Genomic DNA, 19,454 nt, shown 5'->3' with positions numbered 1-19,454 from the left:
ATCTCCTGTCCTAGTTGGGACATGAGATCCACCCCTTCGTCCCTTACGCATACTTATATTTATCCATTACATCTTGAATATTAGGCTTTATTGCTTGTTGGATGTTTGTCAATTTACGTAGAAATGCAGCTTGAATATCAAAGGATGATGTGTCTGTATCTGTATTTGTAGTATTTACCGTTGGTTTTGCTGCTTCCTTTGAATCCTTTGATGTTGGGAAGGTACCTTCTACTAAATTCTCTATATGTGTTTTCAACTCTGAGTCTTCCTTGAAGATAGGATTATCGTACCACATATTATCTTCAAACTTGCCTTGACTGTTCACTAAAGCGGAATTGTATGGACTGTTGAAATAGGAATCATCTGGCTCTTCTACCCCATAGGTAGCTGCTAAATCAGCATTACTGTTTAATCCAATAACATAGGGAACAGTACCGGGAGCTTTTTTAAAATCTTTAATAGCATCCTGAAGATTATTTTCCCAGCTTTTAACTACGGATTGATCTCCCGACATTTTAGCTTCTTGTAGAGCTTTTAATTTGGATTCGATTAAATTACCATAATAAATTTTATTAGGAACTTGTTTCCCGTCAACTTCCTCATACCATGCAGGGTGCTGTTTAGCTTCGAATTCATTATATTTTGACCAATCATTTGATTGAATAGACTCTAAAATGAGATTATTTCTACTAACATTTACATCAAAAAGTGGATTAACCTTCCGAGCCTCGTCTCCAAAAATCATTTTCCATGAATTTGTGTCTCCACCTGTATTGGAGCGAACATACATCCCATTGTTTGGCATTAGTCCATTACCATTTTCTATAATCATAATTTTCCTCCGCTACTATTTCATTCCTATTCATTGTAGCATAATATTCCTATCAAAAAAGTGCACTTCTGTAGTTCTTTTCACCCAAAAACAAAAAGGACTAGTACATTAGTCCTTTTTGTTGCGTTTAACTTTTTACCTTAGAGCCAATGAATTGATTAAAAAATGACAGAATTCTTTGATATACTGCAATTTCATTTTCTTTTTTCGAAAAACCATGCCCTTCGTCCGTTAAAAGCATATATTCAACTTCTCTTCCCTTTTCCCTTAACGCGGCAACAATCTGATCCGATTCTTGTTGAACTACTCGCGGATCATTAGCACCTTGAATGACAAGCATCGGCTTAGTCATCCCATCTAAATACGTAATTGGTGAATACTCAATTAGCTTTTCCTTATCCCTTTCAGGATTCCCAACCCATTGATCCATCACTGGTTTCCAATCGTCAGGTACTGAATTGATAAAGGAGAAAAGATCAGATGGTCCGAAAATATCAACGACTGCTTTAAAATAATCTGCATGTCGCCCATGCAATAGAAGCGACATATATCCACCGAAGCTTCCCCCCATTAAAAGGATATTTCCTTTTTCCACATATCCATTTTCAATCAACCAATCTAAGCCAGCCACATTATCAAGACGAGGACCGTTCCCCCAATCTCCTTCTACCATTTTCGTAAACGCTAATCCATATCCTGTTGAGCCACGGAAATTAGGTGCAAAAATACTAAATCCTTGGTTTAGGAAAAATTGGAAGGACGCTCGAAAAAATTTCCGTTCAGCTGCTTGTGGTCCACCATGTGGCAAAAAAATAATTTCTCCATTGTCATTTTCTTTTTTTGCTTTAAAGAATAACGCTTCGATTTCTAAGTCATCGAAAGACCGATATGTAATGACATCCGGATCAACTAACTCTTCAGGGGCTACTCCTGGCACGGTATATTTTGTTAAAGAAACCCATTCATTTTCTTCTCGTTTATAAATATTATGTGGTGTTGTGGCACTTCTACCTAATAAGTATAATGTCCCCGCTTTTGACACAACCATTTTTTCAATTACACTGCATGGGGTTGAAACTTTATTCCAATTCCCATCCTGTAAACGATATTCATATAAAGAGTCTTCTACACCTTTTTCACTGCTTATATATAGTGTTTGCTGAGATTTATTATATTTTAATGATCTTAAGCTTTCTTTTTCCAGACTTTTGATTTTTAAAAAGGTTCTCGTCTTAAGATCATACGAAGCAAGATACGTAAAATCAGACTCATAATCAGTCAGTAAATAGACTAAATCATTTGAGACAAATACAGCATCGCTTACAGTATGTTGCTTTTCAGTTGGTGGTGTTAATCGAATCTCTTCATCTCCGTGTTTGGCGAATACTAGAGTATGCGTATTAGCAAAATGCTTATAATAGAGAAAAGTCGATTCGTCCGGACTAAAATCGAGTAGATAAGTAGCAGCGTCTCGCCCCTCTATAACCTTCGTTTCTTGACCCGAATCTAAATCAAGGCAAAATGAACTTAAACACATTGGGTTATCCTTCGAAGATGTATAATAAAGCTTCTTTCCATTCTCCGATAAAATCGGCATGAAATTTCTAGTATTCTCTTGATACACAATCTCTTTCATCGTTCCACCTTGTAGTGGAAGCCCATAAAATTGAGTGTTTTCATCTCCGTCCTGATCAAATCCTGCAATAATGAATCTCCCTTGTTTATCGTACAACAGTTCTTGACAGCTTTGATCAATAAATGTAAGTGGATACGGAAAAGTCTTTGGCAAATCCATTGCCCACAAATTATACTTACCACTTAAATTCGTACTAAACACAAGCTGCTTCTCATCAGGACTAACAGCAAAATCCCCAATCGCAAATGTTCGCAAAAACTGTTCGACATCAGGCTTCGGAAAAGAAATCATCAATCAACACTCCTTTTTTCACTATATTGAAAACTCTGTCATTATTATAACATGAAAAGGGACAAGGGGTCGGTTCTTTTGTCCCAGTGGGACAGAAGAACCGACCCTCTGTCCCTTTTTCAAAATAGTTCTTGAATAAAAAATGAATATATATTAAACTAGATGAATAAAAATACAGTCTACTAATTAAAAATACAAAAGGAGTTTACAAGATGCCTAAATCACTACTTCAAGATCAACAGCCATCATCTATTAATAGTAAGAAGAAGCAAGTGAAGAATATTAATGCATTCGTTCTTATTTTTTGTGTGATTATCATTTCTACTATTTTGACTTATATTGTCCCAGCTGGGGAGTATGATCGAGTGGATAAGGATGGGCGTACACTAGTTGTTCCGGATTCCTTTCATTTCACAGATTCTTCTCCTGTAGGCTTTTTTAATATTTTTACAAGTATCCATACAGGAATGGTACAAGGAGCAGGAATTATCTTTTTTGTGTTAATGGTTGGGGGTGCATTTGGTATTCTTAAAGCAACTGGTGCACTAGATGCTTTGATTTTAACCATTACGAAAAAGCTTGGTAATCGTGAATTATTGCTTATCCCTGTACTCATGCTCTTCTTTGCTGCAGGTGGTACATTAATGGGGATGGCCGAGGAAACAATTATTTACATCGCCATTATTACACCGTTAGCCATTGCTTTAGGATTTGACGCAATTGTCGGATTTGCCATTGTTTCATTAGGTGCGAATATAGGTTTCATGAGTGCCATTATGAATCCATTTAATATCGGTATTGCACAAAGTATAGCTGAATTGCCAACTTTCTCTGGTATCGGTCTTCGTTTAATCTTGCTTGCAACTTTCTATATTGCAGGAGTACTTTTTGTTTATCGCTATGCTAAAAAAGTAAAAGCGAATCCTGAACTACGTTATCTTGGAAACTTTGAAACTAACAAAAAAGTCGTCTCAACAGATACAAAGCTAGAAACTCGTCATAAATGGGTACTAGCGGTTTTCTTGCTTAACTTCGTAGTTTTAATCATTGGTGTTTTAAAATTTGGCTGGTATATAACTGAAATTGCAGGTCTATTCCTTCTATTCGGAATCTTAATCGGATTTATTGGGAAATTGAATCCAAGCAAAATGGCGGATAGTTTCATGGATGGAGCAAAGGAAGTAATTGGTGGTGCACTAATTATTGGTTTTGCGCAAGCCATACTTGTCGTTGTGCAGGATGGGAAATTAATGGATTCCGTTTTGTACTATGCATCTTCCCTATTAAGTCACTTAACTCCAGCATTGAATGCAGTTGGCATGTTCTTCGTACAACTCTTTCTGAACTTCCTTGTTCCTTCAGGAAGTGGACAGGCAGCTTTAACGATGCCGATTATGGCACCTTTATCTGATCTTGTAGGTGTCACTAGACAGACAGCAGTTTTAGCCTTTCAGCTAGGCGATGGCATTACAAACTCTATTTTCCCAACAGCAGGTGTACTAGTTGCAGGTCTTGCAATTGCGGGAATTCCTTTTACGAAATGGTTTAAATGGGTACTGCCATTTATTTTTATCGAAATTATCATTAGTATCATTTTCTTACTGATTGCACAAGCCATTCAGTATGGTCCATTTTAATCTATCAATCTATTATTGGAGGGTACATCATGTTACAAACAAAATTAGTGAATGAAGAATTAAAAGCTTGGACAATTCAACAGCGTCGTCATTTTCATATGCATCCGGAGTTATCTGGACAGGAGTATGAAACAGCTGCTTATGTAAAAGAGAAACTTGCAGAATTCGGTATTCCAGTAGATTCCCGTTTTTCAGTACCTAATGTAGTGGCTTATTTCAAAGGGACAGAGGGGAATAAAACAGTCGCACTTAGAGCAGATATGGATGCCCTTCCCCTTTATGAAGAAGGAGATAAGCCTTATATCTCTACTGTTCCTGGTGTCATGCATGGCTGTGGTCATGATGGTCACACAGCTATTTTACTTGCTGTTGCTAAATGGATGAGCAGCCATCCACAATTAGTAAAAAACAATATCGTCTTCATTTTTCAAAGCTCAGAGGAAGCTTCGCCAAGTGGAGCTAAACAGCTTGTTGAAGAGGGAATTTTAGATGGGGTCGATGTCATTTATGGCATTCATTTGATGGCAAATTTACCAATTGGAAAGATTGGCTTTGCTACAGGATTTGCGATGGCGTCAAGTGATGATTTTGATATTACGATTGAAGGTGTTGGTGGTCATGGTGGGCAACCACAGGATGCGGTGGATCCTATCTATATTGCCACTCATTTAATTCAAGGATTCCAATCAGTTGTTAGCAGAAATTTACATCCATTACAAGCAGGGGTCATTTCCTTCGGAGGAATGCAGGCTGGAAACTCCTATAATGTCATTCCTTCAGAAGTAAAACTTCAAGGAACGATTCGTGCAATGACATTCGAGGCAGCAGAACTAATGCATAAAAAAACTGCTCAATTAACGGAATCCCTATGTGCAAGCTTCGGTGCAAAAGGACATTATACATTTATTGAAGGGACTCCACCATTATATAACCATCCTGAAGCATGTGAATTTGCCAAAAAGGTGATCGACAATACCTTTGGTGAAGATGTTTTTGAGAAAATGGATCCAACTTTAGGTGCAGAGGACTACTCCTATTATTTAAAAGAAAAAACAGGTGCGTTTATAAATGTAGGAATGCAAAGTGAAAAAAGTCAGTATCCACATCACCACCCTAAATTCGATATTGATGAGGATGCTATTCCAACAGCGATTGAGCTAATGATTCAATTAGCATTAAATGTGAAATAGATTAATCGTTTCACCCCGAATCAAAACGATTCGGGGTGATTTATTTTTGGATTCACTAAAAAATTAGGGTCTTTAAAACGATTCGCACGAAACTAGGGCTTATTCGCGTAAAATGATAGGGTTTGGCACCAACTCATACACTTTTGGCACAAAATTTAATCCGATTCGCGCAAAATGGAGTAAGCTATCCTTTTAAAAAGGAAGAAAAAACATTCGATAATTAGGCAGTTGTCTAAAGCCAAGTTTATTTGCAATGGCTATTGAATCGCTACGAAAATTTTCCGTCGTCCAATGTGGCCTGCCACCTTTTTCTAGGCAGATTTCTAAAAATCTTTCTGCCATGTAGGTAGCCAGCCCTTTGCCACGATGCTCCGTTTGATAAACATTGATGCCAATTTCAAAATGGGATCCACTAACAAAAACGGAAAGACATGTACCTATGATTTCTCTCTCTTTAGTTATGACAACTCCGATTCCTTTATTAAAAAAGGAATCTACGGAATCCCAAAACTTTAAGATTTCTTTCTTCATTATATGATTGATATCTATCTTAATGAGTTCCTCAGTAATAATTTGACATTGATATTCATCAGGTAAAACCTTTTTATCCAGCTTCCTACTTATATATCGGTCGTAATCAAATTCAAAAGGTACTCTTTCTCCAATAGATAATGAGTGGGTAAAGATACGTGGAATTATTCTTTCCCATTTTGAAAAGGGGTAAAGCTCCAAATTAAAACAATCATCACCGATCGCCAATGCCTCAGGTTTAATCTGACAAAAGATTAAACTATCCAACGACGAATTAAATAATTCATTATCACTATTTCCAATTAAATAGAACATTTCATTCTTTGCCCAAACCAGTGCAGATGACGGGTACTTTGGGTGGTCGACAAAAATTCTGCCAAGATTATTCCCCTCTATCACACCGCCTATGACTGGATTTACAGGATACTCTGCTAGTAATGGTTTAATCAATTGAAAATTTTCTATTTGTAATTCATAAATCATTTTACATTCCTCATTCTGTTTTTATTTTTTGTTTCTTTTAACAAAATAAAAACAGAAATGCTTGTTGATGTAACGTATCAAATCACCGCCTTTCACTTCTAACAATATTACTTCTTCACAAAATTCCCGGCATGAACAAACGCTCCATACAGTGCTGCGTCATTATGTAACTCTGCCAAAACAATCTTTGTTGATTCACGATAAAGTGGCATAACCTTTTCTTTATATTTCAAATTTACTTCCTTGATGAATGATTCGCCTTGTTCGGTAATCCCCCCACCAATAATAATACATTCTGGATTAAAAAGGTGGGCGATATTTACTAGCCCGGTTGACAAGTAATCGATAAATTCCTGGTAGGCTTTAATGGCAGCTGCTTCTCCCTGTTTGATTTTGCTCATAATTTCTTTACCATCGATACTTTCTTCCTTACCAACAATGGTCTGATAATAACGAATAAGAGAAGAGGTTGATGCATAGCGTTCAAAGCATCCCTTGCCTCCGCAAGGACAGTTTTCCCCATTATGAATAATGCTCATATGACCGAGCTCACCAGCCAAATTTCCCGCCCCTGAAACGAGACGACCATTTTGGATGATCGCGCCCCCTACTCCAGTTCCTAGTGTCAGTAGAACGACATTTTCTTTTCCTTGTGCAGCCCCAAGCCACATTTCACCAAGGCAAGCACTTCTTACATCATTTTCAACCGAAACAGACAATCCAGTAAATTCTGAAATTTTATGTGCCAAAGGGAAGCCTGAATATCCTTCGATATTGGCAGAGAACAGAATCACACCTTTATTGTGGTCTACAATTCCACAGGAGGAAATCCCAATATTTTCAATTGGGTAGTATTCACGAAAATACGCCACCTTCTCACTTAGTATTTGAGGAATATACATTGTTACATCCTTCGTTGGTGTTTCCGTTTTTCCTTGTAAAAATAACTCACCTGCTTCAGAAACGACCGCAAACTTAATAAAGGTTCCCCCAATATCAAAACACGCGCGATACCCCATACTTCCTCCCCTTTTCTTCCAATTAATTAACATGAAAAAGTCAATGATTTTCATCTTAAAAAAGTAGAGTTACCTCTACTTTAATTCTACCGAATATGAAAACTTATCTCCTCTTGCAATGGATACTGTATACTCAATCACATTCGTACCTTCAAATGTTACCCTTTCAATTAAAAGACTTGGTTCATCGGTGCTCATTTTCAATCGTTTGGCTTCATCTTCTGTCGTTGTTACAGCTTTAAAACGCTCATTTGCTCTTGTAATGATTGCTTGATATTTGTCGCGAAATAGAGTATACATAGGTGCTTGCTCCAGATCCTCCTTCGTTAGATCAGGAAATCGTTTTACAGGAAGGAATGATGTTTCATACATCATAGGCACTCCATCAGCAAGTCGTAATCTTGTAATTCTAAAGACTAATTCACCAACTGATAGATCCATGTTTTTTGCCACTTTTCCTTCACAAGGCACCGTTTGAAAATCGAGAACGATAGAAGATGGATTTTTTCCGATCTTTTTCATTTCTTCGGTAAAACTATAAAATTGGACAAGACTTTGATTGATTACTTTTGGTGAGACAAAAGTCCCCTTTCCATGCTCTTTATAAATAAGACCTTCTTTTTCAAGCTCTTGCATTGTTTGTCGTACAGTTGTTCGACTGACATTATATTGTTCACATAACTCACGCTCTGAGGGTAGCCGGTCATGCTCCTTCAGCTCCCCCTGTTCTATTTTCCCCATAAGAATATCCATTAGTTGGTAATAAAGGGGGACTCGATTATCCTTTTCTATCATATTTTTCTCCTTTTACTTTCCATTCTTACTCATATTGTACGAAAAGTTGAAAAAAATATCATCTTCTATAGACTATTTTGATTCTTGTGTTTCCTGAGTTAAATTGGAAACATACTCCTGGAAGTTCACAGTTTTTCCAGACAAACGCGATTCTTCTGCAGCAAAAGCCATTAAATGACTATGGGCAGAAACAATTGCGGAGGTTAGACTTTCTTTTTCCTTCTTTGCTACACGTTCAATAAAATCTCTCATAATACTCGTATCTGCTCCCATATGACCACCAGCTACTGATTCAGGAATAATTACCTCGGTCTTTCCAGAGAAATGTTGAATCTTTAATTCATTTCGAGCATCATTGCCTTCAATTTCGCCCTTCGTTCCCATAATTCTAAATGAACGGCAAATTTCCTTCGTAAAAGCGGTCATCGTAAATGACACTGTTACATCTTTTTCAAATAAAAGGTTAATAACCTGATGATCAACCACATCATTGTCACAGTGGTACACACATCTACCATACGGACCTTCTTGAAGGGCCTTTAATCTACTATCAATGCTTGGATGAACTGAAACTACATTCGCTGGCCATTCATCTCTGTCATGCAAATACCATTTCATCGCTGAGTATGGGCATTCTTTCTCCACCTTACAGCCGTCTAAACACCTTAAGGTGGAGCCTTCTGGAGCATTCTCACTTGTAAAATGGGTTAAATTTCCATAGGAAGATACACTCTGACATTCTGAACCAATAATCCATTGCAAAAGATCCAAATCATGACAGCATTTTTGCAATATCATCGGACTCGATTGCTGACTATTCCCCCAATTTCCTCTGACAAAGCTATGTGCCTGGTGGTAGTAGCCAACATGCTCATTCCATTGAATGGATACAATATCTCCGATTACTTTTTGATCGATAATTGATTTCAATTCCTGATAAAATGGGGCATACCGTAACACATGACAGACACTTAAAAGAACATTATGTTCGGTAGCTAGCTTGGCAATCTCTAATGTTTCTTGTGGATTAGGTGACATTGGTTTCTCAAGTAAAATATTATATCCTTTTTTAATCGCTTGAATGACAGGTTTATAATGAAAGCGATCAGGTGAACAAATTAATAATGCATCACAAAACTTTTCTTTCTCCAACATCTCCTCCCACGAATCAAACACCATCGTATCGTTTATCTGATGAAGAGCTGCAAATTTCGCTCCCTTCTCCCGATTTGGTTCAGCTACCGCAACAAAAGATAACTCATGTGGATATTTCAAAGCATATGAACCATAAGCATGTAACCCTCTACTTCCAGCTCCAATTAACGCTGCTGTAATCATATATATCCTCTCCTCTTTGTTTGATGGGACACGGTGGGACACGGGGTCGGTTCCACTGTCCCTTTTTTTGGGACACAGGGTCCAGTCCGCTGTCCCCTTTTGGAAACAGGATCCGGTCCACTGCCCCCTTTTGGGACACAGGAACCGACCCGCTGTCCCTTATTTATTTCCCTCCGGTAATCGCAATTCCTTCTATAAATCTCTTTTGTAGGAACATAAATAATAGAAGCATCGGCAGTATAGCTAAGAATGAGCCTGCCATTAGAATTGGATAATTGGTTAAATATTGGCCTTGCAAGGATGAGAGACCTACCGATAATGTCATTTTCTCTGAGGAACTATTGACGATAAGCGGCCACATTAATTCATTCCAAGACCATAGGGCTGTAAAAATTCCTAATGCAATTAACCCTGGTTTCGCTAATGGAAGCATGATTTTCCAATAAATTTGAAAATGATTACAACCATCAAGTCTGGCAGCCTCTTCTAATTCTTTAGGTAAGCCCATAAAAAATTGGCGAAGTAAAAAGGTACCGAATGCACTAAATAATCCTGGAACGATAACGGCTTGTAAAGTATTCAGCCAATTTAATTTCACCATGATCATGTATTGCGGAAGCAGGAATACCTGGGACGGAACCATTAACACGGATAGGACTAATACAAAAAGTATATTGCGCCCAGGAAAACGAATTCGTGCAAAGGCATAAGCTGCTAAGGAACAAAGGAATAATTGGCCAATCGTACGAGCGACCGTTACGATGATCGTATTGAACATAAACTTGAAAAATGGCAGTAATTCAAATACTTCTTCATAATTTTTCCATTGAAAATCCTTCGGAAAAATCTTTGGGGGAATATGAACAGATTCAGCATAGGTTTTTAATGAGGTGAGTAGCATCCAAATAAAAGGGATAACCATCATGACTGCACCAATGATTAAAATTACGTGAATCCAAATATTTTTTCCTTTCATTGTTTTCTCCACGATGTCATCCTCCTTTATTCATAGTGCACCCATTTTTTCTGTAACATCATTTGTATCACTGTCACAATTAAAATCATCACTAATAATAAAACAGCAATAGCGGCTGCATATCCTTTATCATTCAACACAAAGGCGTGCTGATAGAACAGATAAACAATGGATTGTGTTTTTTCTATCGTGACACTATTACTAGAAACCATCATAAAAATCAGATCAAACACTTGGAATGCCCCGATTAACGACATAATTGAAACGAAAAAAATGATAGGTGATAATAATGGCATCGTAATTGAAAAGAACGTTCGTACAGGTCCCGCCCCATCAATTTTAGCTGCTTCATAATATGTTTGCGGAATATTTTGTAATCCAGAAAGAAAAATGACCATATTATAACCGACACCACTCCAAATAGCGACAATGATGATCGAATATAAGGCAATATCCGGATTGGTTATCCAACTCGGTCCTTTGATATGAAATAAGGACAAAATATAATTAATTAAGCCAAAATCAGAATTATAGAGCCACTTCCACACCATCGCGATTGCTGCTGGCATCGTAATAACCGGTAAAAAATACAGAGTGCGATAGACAGATCTTCCCTTAATTTTTTGGTTAAGTAAGACAGCTACGAGTATGGATAAAAAAATTCCGATCGGCACTGTCAGTACAATGTAAATAAAGGTATTCCTAAAGGCTTGACCTAATTCTGAATCGGTCAACATCCTCACATAATTTTCTACACCGATCCACTCGAATGTTCCAAACGCTCCCCATTCTGTAAAACTAAAATAAATCGTTTGTAAAATTGGCCAAAAATAAAAGATTAGTAGACCGATCATTGTTGGAGCAAGCATACAATATGCCCAAAGATAATCTGATCGTTTTTTCGTTTTATAATACCTTTTCGCCTGTCTTTTAGGCTTTGGCTCGGTTGTAAGCTGAATCTCTGACATAACCAACCTCCTTATAAGAAAAGCGTAACGCGCTTATTCATCTCACTGAACAAAACACTTCTAAACTATATAGATGAAGAATTTTTCAGAGGGAAGATTCCGTTTTCAGATTCTTCCCTTCTAAAATGGTTACTTTTTATTAAGGATCTTATTTCCTTCTTCCGTTAATTTCTTTGTAGCATCCTCTACACTTTCATCGCCACTCCAAGCATTTTTAAGGATTTTTGTTTCGGCATCCCATAATGCTCCCGTATTTTCAACACTTGGTAGTGGGTGAGCATACTCTGACCCATCAATAAATGCTTGTAAATTTAATGTATCGACAGATTTCAACCATGCATCCTGTGTACCATTGAAAGCAGGGATTACTGTTCCTGTTTCTGCAAATATTTCTGCTGCTTCTTTTGATCCTAGAAATTTAACAAACTCCCAAGCCTCTTTTTGATGTTTAGAGTTCTTCGCAATAACATTACCCAAGCCATGAATACTAACAGCTCTTTCCTTACCTTGTGGAAGAACAGCTACGTCTAAATCCTGATTTGTTTTATACTCAGGAACCATCCATGGTCCATCAAACATCATCGCTATTTTTCCCGATATCATCATGTCAGATGGCTTCGTTTCTTCCATTTGCGCAGGAGTTGGTGATAGACCTTCTTCTATAAAGCTAATATTATATTTAATTGCTTCTACTGCTTCTGGCTCAGAAAATCCAACCGATTGATTATCATCTGAAACGACATAACCGCCATTTTGCCAAATCAAATCATAATAACCACCTTGATTTCCCATCAATGCAGCAAATCCATAAATTCCCTTATCCTTATTCGTCAGTTTTTTTGCTGCTTCCTTCAACATATTCCAATCCCAGGTTTCATCAGGATATGGGATACCTGCCTCATCGAAAAGCTTCTTGTTGTACCATAATCCAGTCGTGTCAAAGTCCTTTGGAACACCATAAATCTTATCCTCAACTGTATATAAATTAACAAGAGATTCTGGATAATTATTCATATCAAATTGATCCTTCTTAATGAAATCATCTAATGGTTGAAGAACTTTCCCCATTGCATATTGTGCAATATGTGGCCCATTCATCCAAAGTACATCTGGTAAAGCTCCACCTGTTGCAGCAGTTTCAAGCTTTTGAAAATATTGCTTATACGGTGTTAACTCAAGCTTCACCTTAATATTAGGATTTTTTTCATTAAATTTCTTAATGATTTCTTCAATAGCTGGAACTTGGTTTTTGTCCCATAACCCATAGCGAATTTCTATTTTCCCATCCTTTGTAGACGCCTTTTCGCCTGAACATCCTGCCATTACAAAGATCAGTATGAACATTGTCAATCCCAAGAAAAGCTTTTTCAATGATATTACCCCCTTATTGAACGCTTTTTTACTTAATTAGTTATAATGATGTCATTACCAGATTAATTGAAAGCGAATACATTTAATAATACTTTCATCGAACCTCCCTTTTTCAACATATCAACATGATGTCATTACCAGTTGAAAGTATTATACCATCGTGCAATAAAAAAGAAAATATAAATTTTAACTTTTCTAAAAATATCGAATAGTCATCGAGTTATCGAAAGACTATATCGTATAGTTTATTGTTATGGTAAAAGCCCTACTGCCTGCTTCTGCACCTAGGCGTTCCCATGAAGGATTAGCGGCTCTTTTCTCAATCAAATGAAGAGACTTCCTGCATAGCCACATGTTTGAGAAAAGAGCTGTTGAAAAATGCAAAATTGGATCGATCAAGACATTCTTATATTCCAACATTCATCATATGATTTCGTAACTTTAATAGTAGGTCTAATTTAGTTTCAATACGTGTCATTCTTTTTTCTAATGACTCACATTCTAATTCTTTATTAAGAACACCTTTATCCGTTTTTACATCTGGTAATAATGTTTGGTAATAGATTCCTAGTTTAGCAGAATCCATTTTGCGTTCTTTTTTCTTGCTGCTATTTATAAATTCTCTTATTTCTTGGGTGGATAATCCTATTTTTTTTGCTTCAGCAATTAAATCAAACCATTCCTGATCATATCCCGTTATCCCCACCATTACCATCCCCTCCTATATAAAGTTCTTAATAAAGAACAATTTAACTCTATACCATTTTACCTATATTTTCAACTATTTATTTCAATATTCGATTATTTAAAAAGCTATTCTTTATATGTTTTTTAACTTAAATTTGGAATAGAAATTAACTAGTTTTCGTACATAATGTGAAAATTAAGATTTAATGAAAAACGTTTTGTAATGACGCCTTGAAAATTCATGTTTAACCATGTATCGTAGACTTATTAATAGAAAAAAGTCGAGAACGGTCAGATTTTGGCCATTCTTCTAACTAAAACAGATAAAGGACGGAAAACATGAAAAATAAAAAGCTTTGGATAACAACGGGTTTTAGTCTTTTCATCTTGATATTTATCTTCGTCGCAACCCAATTGATACAACATAAAAACAATAGTCAACAGAATAATAGTCTTAGCTACCAGCAGCCAAAACTAAAGAAAACGTATGATGTCATTGTTGTAGGTGGAGAACCCGAAGGCGTAGCAGCAGCTGTAGCGGCTGCACGAAATGGTTCAAAAACATTATTAATTGAAAAACGTGATGGTTTGGGAGGCCTTTTTACATACGGAATGCTCAATTTCCTTGATATTGGAAAAGATATGAACAATGAACCAGTCAATGCAGGAATCTTCAAGGAATGGCATAACCTCGTAGGAAATCAATCGGCATTCGATATCGAAGATGCAAAGGCAGCTTTTATGAAGCTGGTTAAAAACGAGCCTAATCTTACACTTGCTCTAGAAACTGATCTTGTTTCCGTAATTAAAGATGGAAACAAATTAACTGGACTAAAAATTAAAGACTATGAAAATAAAGAAAAAGAAATCCATGCACAAAGATTCATAGATTCTACGAAGGATGCCGACTTAGCTGTAATGGCCGGAGCCCCTTATTTTACAGGTGGAGAAGATATCGGATTTAAAAACAGAAAAATGTCCGTCACCCTCATGATCCATTTAAAGGATGTTGATTGGGAAGGGATTAAGCGTGCCTCAAAGGATGGCGTATTTGGCGGTGGAACAGTCTACAATAATACAGCATGGGGATATAGTGATCTCCATACAGCTTATAAACCATCAAATGCACAAACTCGACTTCGTGGATTGAATATTGCTAAACAAAAAGATGGTAGTGTCTATATTAATGCCTTACAAATTTTTGGTGTAGATGGTTTAAATGAAGAATCAAAGAAGAAAGCATTAGATATTGGAAAAAATGAAACGAAGCACATTGTTAAATTTCTAAATGAGCATTTTCCTGGTTTTGAACAGGCAAAAATAGCTAGCTACCCATCTGAATTATATATAAGAGAAACTAGACATATTAAAGCAGAGTATCAATTACCAATGTCAGACCTGTGGGAAAATCGCGATCATTGGGATAGTATTGCCTTAGGTGGATATCCTGTGGATATTCAAGCAACATCCACTGCAGATTACGGCTATGTTCTCGCAGTACCTACTCAATATGCGATCCCATTTAGATCACTCGTTCCATTAGAAATTGATGGATTACTAATCGCAAGTAAGGCTGCCGGATATGATTCATTAGCTGCTGGAAGTGCACGTGTAGTTCCGACCGGAATGTCAGTTGCCCAAGCGGCTGGAGTTGCCTCAGCCATGTCCATCGAACATCAAATTAATTTTAGAGAAATGAGCAAGGATAAATCACTTATCACTACCCTTCAGAAAAAACTAAAAAAACAAGGGGCACATTTATTCCATTTTGATTTGGATTATCCTTATCAAAATGAATGGTACTATCCAGCCATTAAAAAGCTGTTAAGCCTTGGTGTAATAAAAGGTGGCTATGAAAATAAACTCCCGGTCGATGAACCGATGATTAATGATGATTTTGTGCGAATCATCAGTGCAATTGAAAGGGTCTTCCCCGATAAAGGAGTAGAAAATGTAAACGAAGTTACATCCCTACTAACCGATAAAGAAAAGACTTTAACTAGAGATCAGGCAGCACAATTAATATTAAAAGCAATCGGTATAGATTGTTTAGAAAATGAAGCATGGCAAAAGGCTAAGGAGTTGGGAATCGTTGATGAGACATTAAAGCAACGGTTACCAGAAAACCGTGAAATCCTTACAAGCGAAGGATACCAACTCTTCTATTTGCTTTTTAAACAAGGAAAGAACTTTTAATATTGTTTCTATTTACAAAAGTAAAATATCTACCAATCAAAAAGCGGGGACGTCATTACAAGACATCCCCGCTTTTTCTTAGGAAGAAAAGAAAGAATTAACATTCATTACAGGCTTCAATATAAAGTTAGACCTATTTTATCGTGAATTTATTGCCTACCGAACAACATATTCCTACGATAGGAGGTTAAAGACTCATCACGCGTTGAGTTTACAAATCTTGTGTAAAGACATGGACTTTAGCTTTATTCATCTATATGCAGATAAAAAAAACTACTATCTCTTTCATAATCATCCTTTATCGAGCTACCTTGTTTCACACTCCATACTGATTTTGAAGCAAAATAAGAGAATAATCGTCTAAGCCCAATGCCTGCTTTCTTCTTTACTCGTGTGGAAGGCAAATAACCAGTTGACTCCTTGCCTTTTGTGTTGGTGTCGTATTTGCTTCAGATATGAATGGCATAATTAAGGCAAAAATGAGTATTCCAGCAATAATAAACCAAGTAACTTTTTTATATATACATTTCCTGTTCTAAAGAAAGAATAACAAAGAAATGTGACTTTTATGTGTTCTTTTTATGTTTTTTCTTTTCCCAACTTCATTAAACATATATGATACTTTACAGTAAATATCAAATAATGGATTGAGGAAATATATGAGAATCACAAAAAAACGAGTATTGTTCATTATTCTTTTATGCATAGTTATTATTTTTAGCCTACTATTTTTAAAAAAGGAGAAAAAAGCGAATCATATACAATCGAATACAGTTCATGCAAAGAAAGAAAAACGTAATCAACAACAAATGAATGAAACAATATCCACTGTTGACAGCAATGGAAGTAGCTACTTACAAAAAGAAGGGGACAAAGTAATTGAGAAGAATTGGGCTCAATTAGAGCTTATAAAAAAACACCAGGTGAGCAAAGACTTCTTTGTAGGAAATATGACCATCCATTTACATACGATTAAAATTATTAAATTAAATCATATTAAAAAAGAAGCGAAAAATATATTAAATGATTATACCGCCTCTTCATTTAATACACTCATAAAAGAAGGCGTAGAGTTTGAAAATATTGGAGACTTATATGAGGCACAATCTAAATCAATGTGGACAATAGAAAATGAAGTATATTATATAGAAATCAATTATACTATCACCAACCATTATGATAGAGAGGTACAATTTTTTAGTTTCTTAACATTGCAATATGGGGATATATTATATGATGATGTCCCGTTTTCTAATTTCAATCTTTCAGAGGATACTTTCATGGGTTCATCCGCTGCTAGTAGAATTGATTATCCTAGTGGGCAAACAAGAGAAGGGAAAATCTGCCTCCTCATTAAGAGTAACCCCCCTGTAACAAATAAATTTACCTTTACAACAGACGATGTTCTTGATGGAATCACACATGAGTTAATAGATAAAAAGAAAACTGTACAAATAAAATTATAAATTATGGAGTTCCACATTTAGAATAACTGAAGATATAGAGTAATATATGTACCCTAGACTCGCAAATACAAAATCGTGAGTCTTTTTTTTGGCTCTTTTTCTCAAACATATATTAATTTAGGTAAAGTTTTAACAAAGAAATACGTTCAAGCACTCAACAGCTTTTTTCATTTAGGATATGGTAAGTAAATTTAAATTATAAAATAAAGGGAGACTTGTATGTGATATGATTTTCACTTACAAGTCTCCTTTTTAGTTAGTGTCGTAATAACTTTACTACCTATTTTCTTAAACTATAAGTTGGAAAGTGTTTACCTTGTCTATATTACGGTACCAAGGATGTGCAACAACATAAATCATGTCCTCACACCATTTTCACGTTAGAAAAAGATTCGCTTTATGAAAGAACTACATTACCTATTGCAGCTTATGGATTGCCTCATTTGTTTCAACAATTAAAAGATTAAGCACTGCATTTCTTTCTGTCTGACTTTGTACGGTTGCAGAAACCTCTTCTAAAGATGCAGAGGCTTGTTCGAGAACTGCGGCAAACTCATTCATTGTTCGATCAATCGAGCTTGTATCTTCCCCTATTTGATTAGCAACAGTTGAGAACGCATATACTTCACTACTTAAACGTTGGATAGCCCCTTCAATTTCACTAAAGATTGTGGTTGTGAGCTCTGTTTCCTTAATATTTTCTTCCATTTTCATGGCTATTTGCTGCATCTGTAATTGGGTTCCTTCATTACTCATATTAATTTGGTTCAAGCTTGTTGACACTTCATTCGCTGTTTTTTCAGTTGTTTCAGCAAGTTTCCGAATCTCTTGAGCAACCACTGAAAATCCTTTTCCTGCTTCTCCAGCTCTTGCCGCTTCAATAGAAGCATTTAAGGCTAATAAATTTGTTTGTGAATTTATTTGTTGTATAGATTCTAAGGATTTCAATGATTGACTTACATTCACGCTTAATTGAGTCATTTCATTGGCCATTTTACTAATAAACTGTTTAAACTCTTTCATCTGAGTATGTAATTTTTGCGATTGTTCACGCCCTTGTACCGATTTACTATTGGTTAGACTAGATTGCTCGGTGATCTCTTCTACCTTTTCAATCATATTGGCAACCATTGTATTCGTATTCTCAACTGCTGCCAGTATATCACTTATCGAATCAGATTGAACTTGCGCTCCTTTTGCTACTTCTTGAATCGCCACATTCATTTCATATGTACTTTCATGATTCGTCTGAGATTGATTTTGAATCTCTGTTAAATTCTTTGCAATAATTTGTGTATTATCGACTAAAACCACTCTTTGTTGCTGTTCTTTTTGTAAACTCAACTGAACTTGATTCTGTAACTCATTTACACTTTTTTGCAGCTGATTGGATATTTTATTTTGGAAAAATAAAACAATAACAGCCAGAGCATACATCAACAATGAAAATTGCAGATTAGTATTTAATACATCCTGATTAACAATATAAAATGTAACTAAAATAACAGTACTTATAATGACTCCAACAGTAAAAACTATCTGATTTAAATAAAGAGCAGCAAATACTAATAAATAATAGATCAAAAAGATATTTTGATCAGTGGGGCTCATAAACATAATAAGTGCAACAACCAGTGATACACCGATTACAGAGAAATATGGTAATTGAAAGACAAGCTTTTTCGAAAAATGTAAGATTCCAATAATAGCAATAACAACTGCCCCACCGATTAAAGTAATAAGTGTTATCATTAACCCTGAGCCCAAAGCAAGATCTGCCGCAGTCCCTAATAAGACAGAAATGACAATCATAATGAATGATAGCTGATTCTTTTTCCGATAATTTTCATAGAGTACCGTTTGAATATCCAAGATGTTCTCTTCCTCTCAATCATGTTCAACTTCCTACTTTCATCATATGACAAAAGAATCAGACTTGTCTATTAGATTTTTAATCATATGATCTCCCATATATTTTTTTATATAGTACAATCAAATATAAAAACATCCTTTAAATCATTCATTAATAAAGTTGAAT

General features: G+C 36.0%; 16 protein-coding genes. 4 read left to right on the top strand and 12 right to left on the bottom strand.

Annotated elements, in window-relative coordinates; genetic code table 11:
* Positions 1-43 precede the first annotated feature (43 nt).
* Positions 44-832, bottom strand: coding sequence for a hypothetical protein (locus NST63_RS04780; protein WP_341041417.1), 789 nt, complete (start codon positions 830-832; stop codon positions 44-46).
* Positions 833-959: 127 nt separating this feature from the next.
* Positions 960-2,759, bottom strand: coding sequence for a S9 family peptidase (locus NST63_RS04775; RefSeq protein WP_341041416.1), 1,800 nt, complete (start codon positions 2,757-2,759; stop codon positions 960-962).
* Between the two features lie 212 nt (positions 2,760-2,971).
* Here NST63_RS04775 and NST63_RS04770 point away from each other — a divergent pair, with 212 nt between their 5' ends.
* Both NST63_RS04770 and NST63_RS04765 read left to right on the top strand, forming a co-directional pair.
* Positions 2,972-4,396 carry a YfcC family protein gene (locus NST63_RS04770; protein WP_216386121.1) on the top strand — a complete coding sequence of 475 codons (1,425 nt, stop codon included), beginning with the start codon at positions 2,972-2,974 and terminating at the stop codon, positions 4,394-4,396.
* Positions 4,397-4,425: 29 nt separating this feature from the next.
* Entirely contained in the window at positions 4,426-5,586 is a 1,161-nt protein-coding gene (locus tag NST63_RS04765; protein ID WP_341041415.1) for a M20 metallopeptidase family protein, read from the top strand.
* A gap of 192 nt (positions 5,587-5,778) precedes the next feature.
* Here NST63_RS04765 and NST63_RS04760 read toward each other — a convergent pair whose 3' ends face one another.
* The 8 genes from NST63_RS04760 to NST63_RS04725 form a co-directional block, all read right to left on the bottom strand.
* Positions 5,779-6,600 (bottom strand): GNAT family N-acetyltransferase, encoded by an 822-nt coding sequence (locus NST63_RS04760; protein WP_341041414.1) that lies wholly within the window; start codon positions 6,598-6,600, stop codon positions 5,779-5,781.
* 107 nt (positions 6,601-6,707) lie between these two features.
* Positions 6,708-7,619 carry an ROK family protein gene (locus NST63_RS04755; protein ID WP_341041413.1) on the bottom strand — a complete coding sequence of 304 codons (912 nt, stop codon included), beginning with the start codon at positions 7,617-7,619 and terminating at the stop codon, positions 6,708-6,710.
* 75 nt (positions 7,620-7,694) lie between these two features.
* Positions 7,695-8,414 carry a GntR family transcriptional regulator gene (locus NST63_RS04750; protein WP_212944831.1) on the bottom strand — a complete coding sequence of 240 codons (720 nt, stop codon included), beginning with the start codon at positions 8,412-8,414 and terminating at the stop codon, positions 7,695-7,697.
* A 72-nt stretch (positions 8,415-8,486) separates the two neighbouring features.
* A complete protein-coding gene (locus tag NST63_RS04745) occupies positions 8,487-9,752 on the bottom strand; it encodes a Gfo/Idh/MocA family protein (RefSeq protein ID WP_341041412.1) in 1,266 nt (421 codons plus the stop codon).
* A gap of 163 nt (positions 9,753-9,915) precedes the next feature.
* On the bottom strand, positions 9,916-10,728 hold the full coding sequence (locus NST63_RS04740) for a carbohydrate ABC transporter permease (protein WP_341044149.1): 813 nt from the start codon (positions 10,726-10,728) through the stop codon (positions 9,916-9,918).
* A gap of 26 nt (positions 10,729-10,754) precedes the next feature.
* Positions 10,755-11,696, bottom strand: a complete 942-nt coding sequence (locus NST63_RS04735) for a carbohydrate ABC transporter permease (RefSeq protein ID WP_078109676.1) — start codon at positions 11,694-11,696, stop codon at positions 10,755-10,757.
* 129 nt (positions 11,697-11,825) lie between these two features.
* Positions 11,826-13,067, bottom strand: a complete 1,242-nt coding sequence (locus NST63_RS04730; RefSeq protein ID WP_058004887.1) for an ABC transporter substrate-binding protein — start codon at positions 13,065-13,067, stop codon at positions 11,826-11,828.
* Between the two features lie 406 nt (positions 13,068-13,473).
* Positions 13,474-13,776 carry an anti-repressor SinI family protein gene (locus NST63_RS04725; protein WP_058004886.1) on the bottom strand — a complete coding sequence of 101 codons (303 nt, stop codon included), beginning with the start codon at positions 13,774-13,776 and terminating at the stop codon, positions 13,474-13,476.
* Positions 13,777-14,093: 317 nt separating this feature from the next.
* Here NST63_RS04725 and NST63_RS04720 point away from each other — a divergent pair, with 317 nt between their 5' ends.
* The gene (locus NST63_RS04720) at positions 14,094-15,950 is read left to right on the top strand and encodes an FAD-dependent oxidoreductase (protein ID WP_341041411.1); all 1,857 of its coding nucleotides are present in this window, start codon (positions 14,094-14,096) and stop codon (positions 15,948-15,950) included.
* A gap of 245 nt (positions 15,951-16,195) precedes the next feature.
* Here NST63_RS04720 and NST63_RS04715 read toward each other — a convergent pair whose 3' ends face one another.
* Positions 16,196-16,354 (bottom strand): hypothetical protein, encoded by a 159-nt coding sequence (locus tag NST63_RS04715; protein ID WP_278893280.1) that lies wholly within the window; start codon positions 16,352-16,354, stop codon positions 16,196-16,198.
* Between the two features lie 255 nt (positions 16,355-16,609).
* Here NST63_RS04715 and NST63_RS04710 point away from each other — a divergent pair, with 255 nt between their 5' ends.
* Entirely contained in the window at positions 16,610-17,416 is an 807-nt protein-coding gene (locus tag NST63_RS04710) for a hypothetical protein (protein ID WP_251344760.1), read from the top strand.
* Positions 17,417-17,833: 417 nt separating this feature from the next.
* Here the strand turns inward: NST63_RS04710 and NST63_RS04705 are convergent, their stop codons facing one another.
* A complete protein-coding gene (locus NST63_RS04705) occupies positions 17,834-19,288 on the bottom strand; it encodes a methyl-accepting chemotaxis protein (protein ID WP_341041410.1) in 1,455 nt (484 codons plus the stop codon).
* Between the last annotated feature and the right edge of the window lie 166 nt (positions 19,289-19,454).

This window comes from Heyndrickxia sp. FSL W8-0496 (genome assembly GCF_038007825.1).
In the GTDB taxonomy this organism is placed as follows: Bacteria; Bacillota; Bacilli; order Bacillales; family Bacillaceae_C; genus Heyndrickxia; species Heyndrickxia oleronia.
Note: the sequence above shows the minus strand (reverse complement) of the source record. Positions and strands in the feature narration are given on the sequence as shown.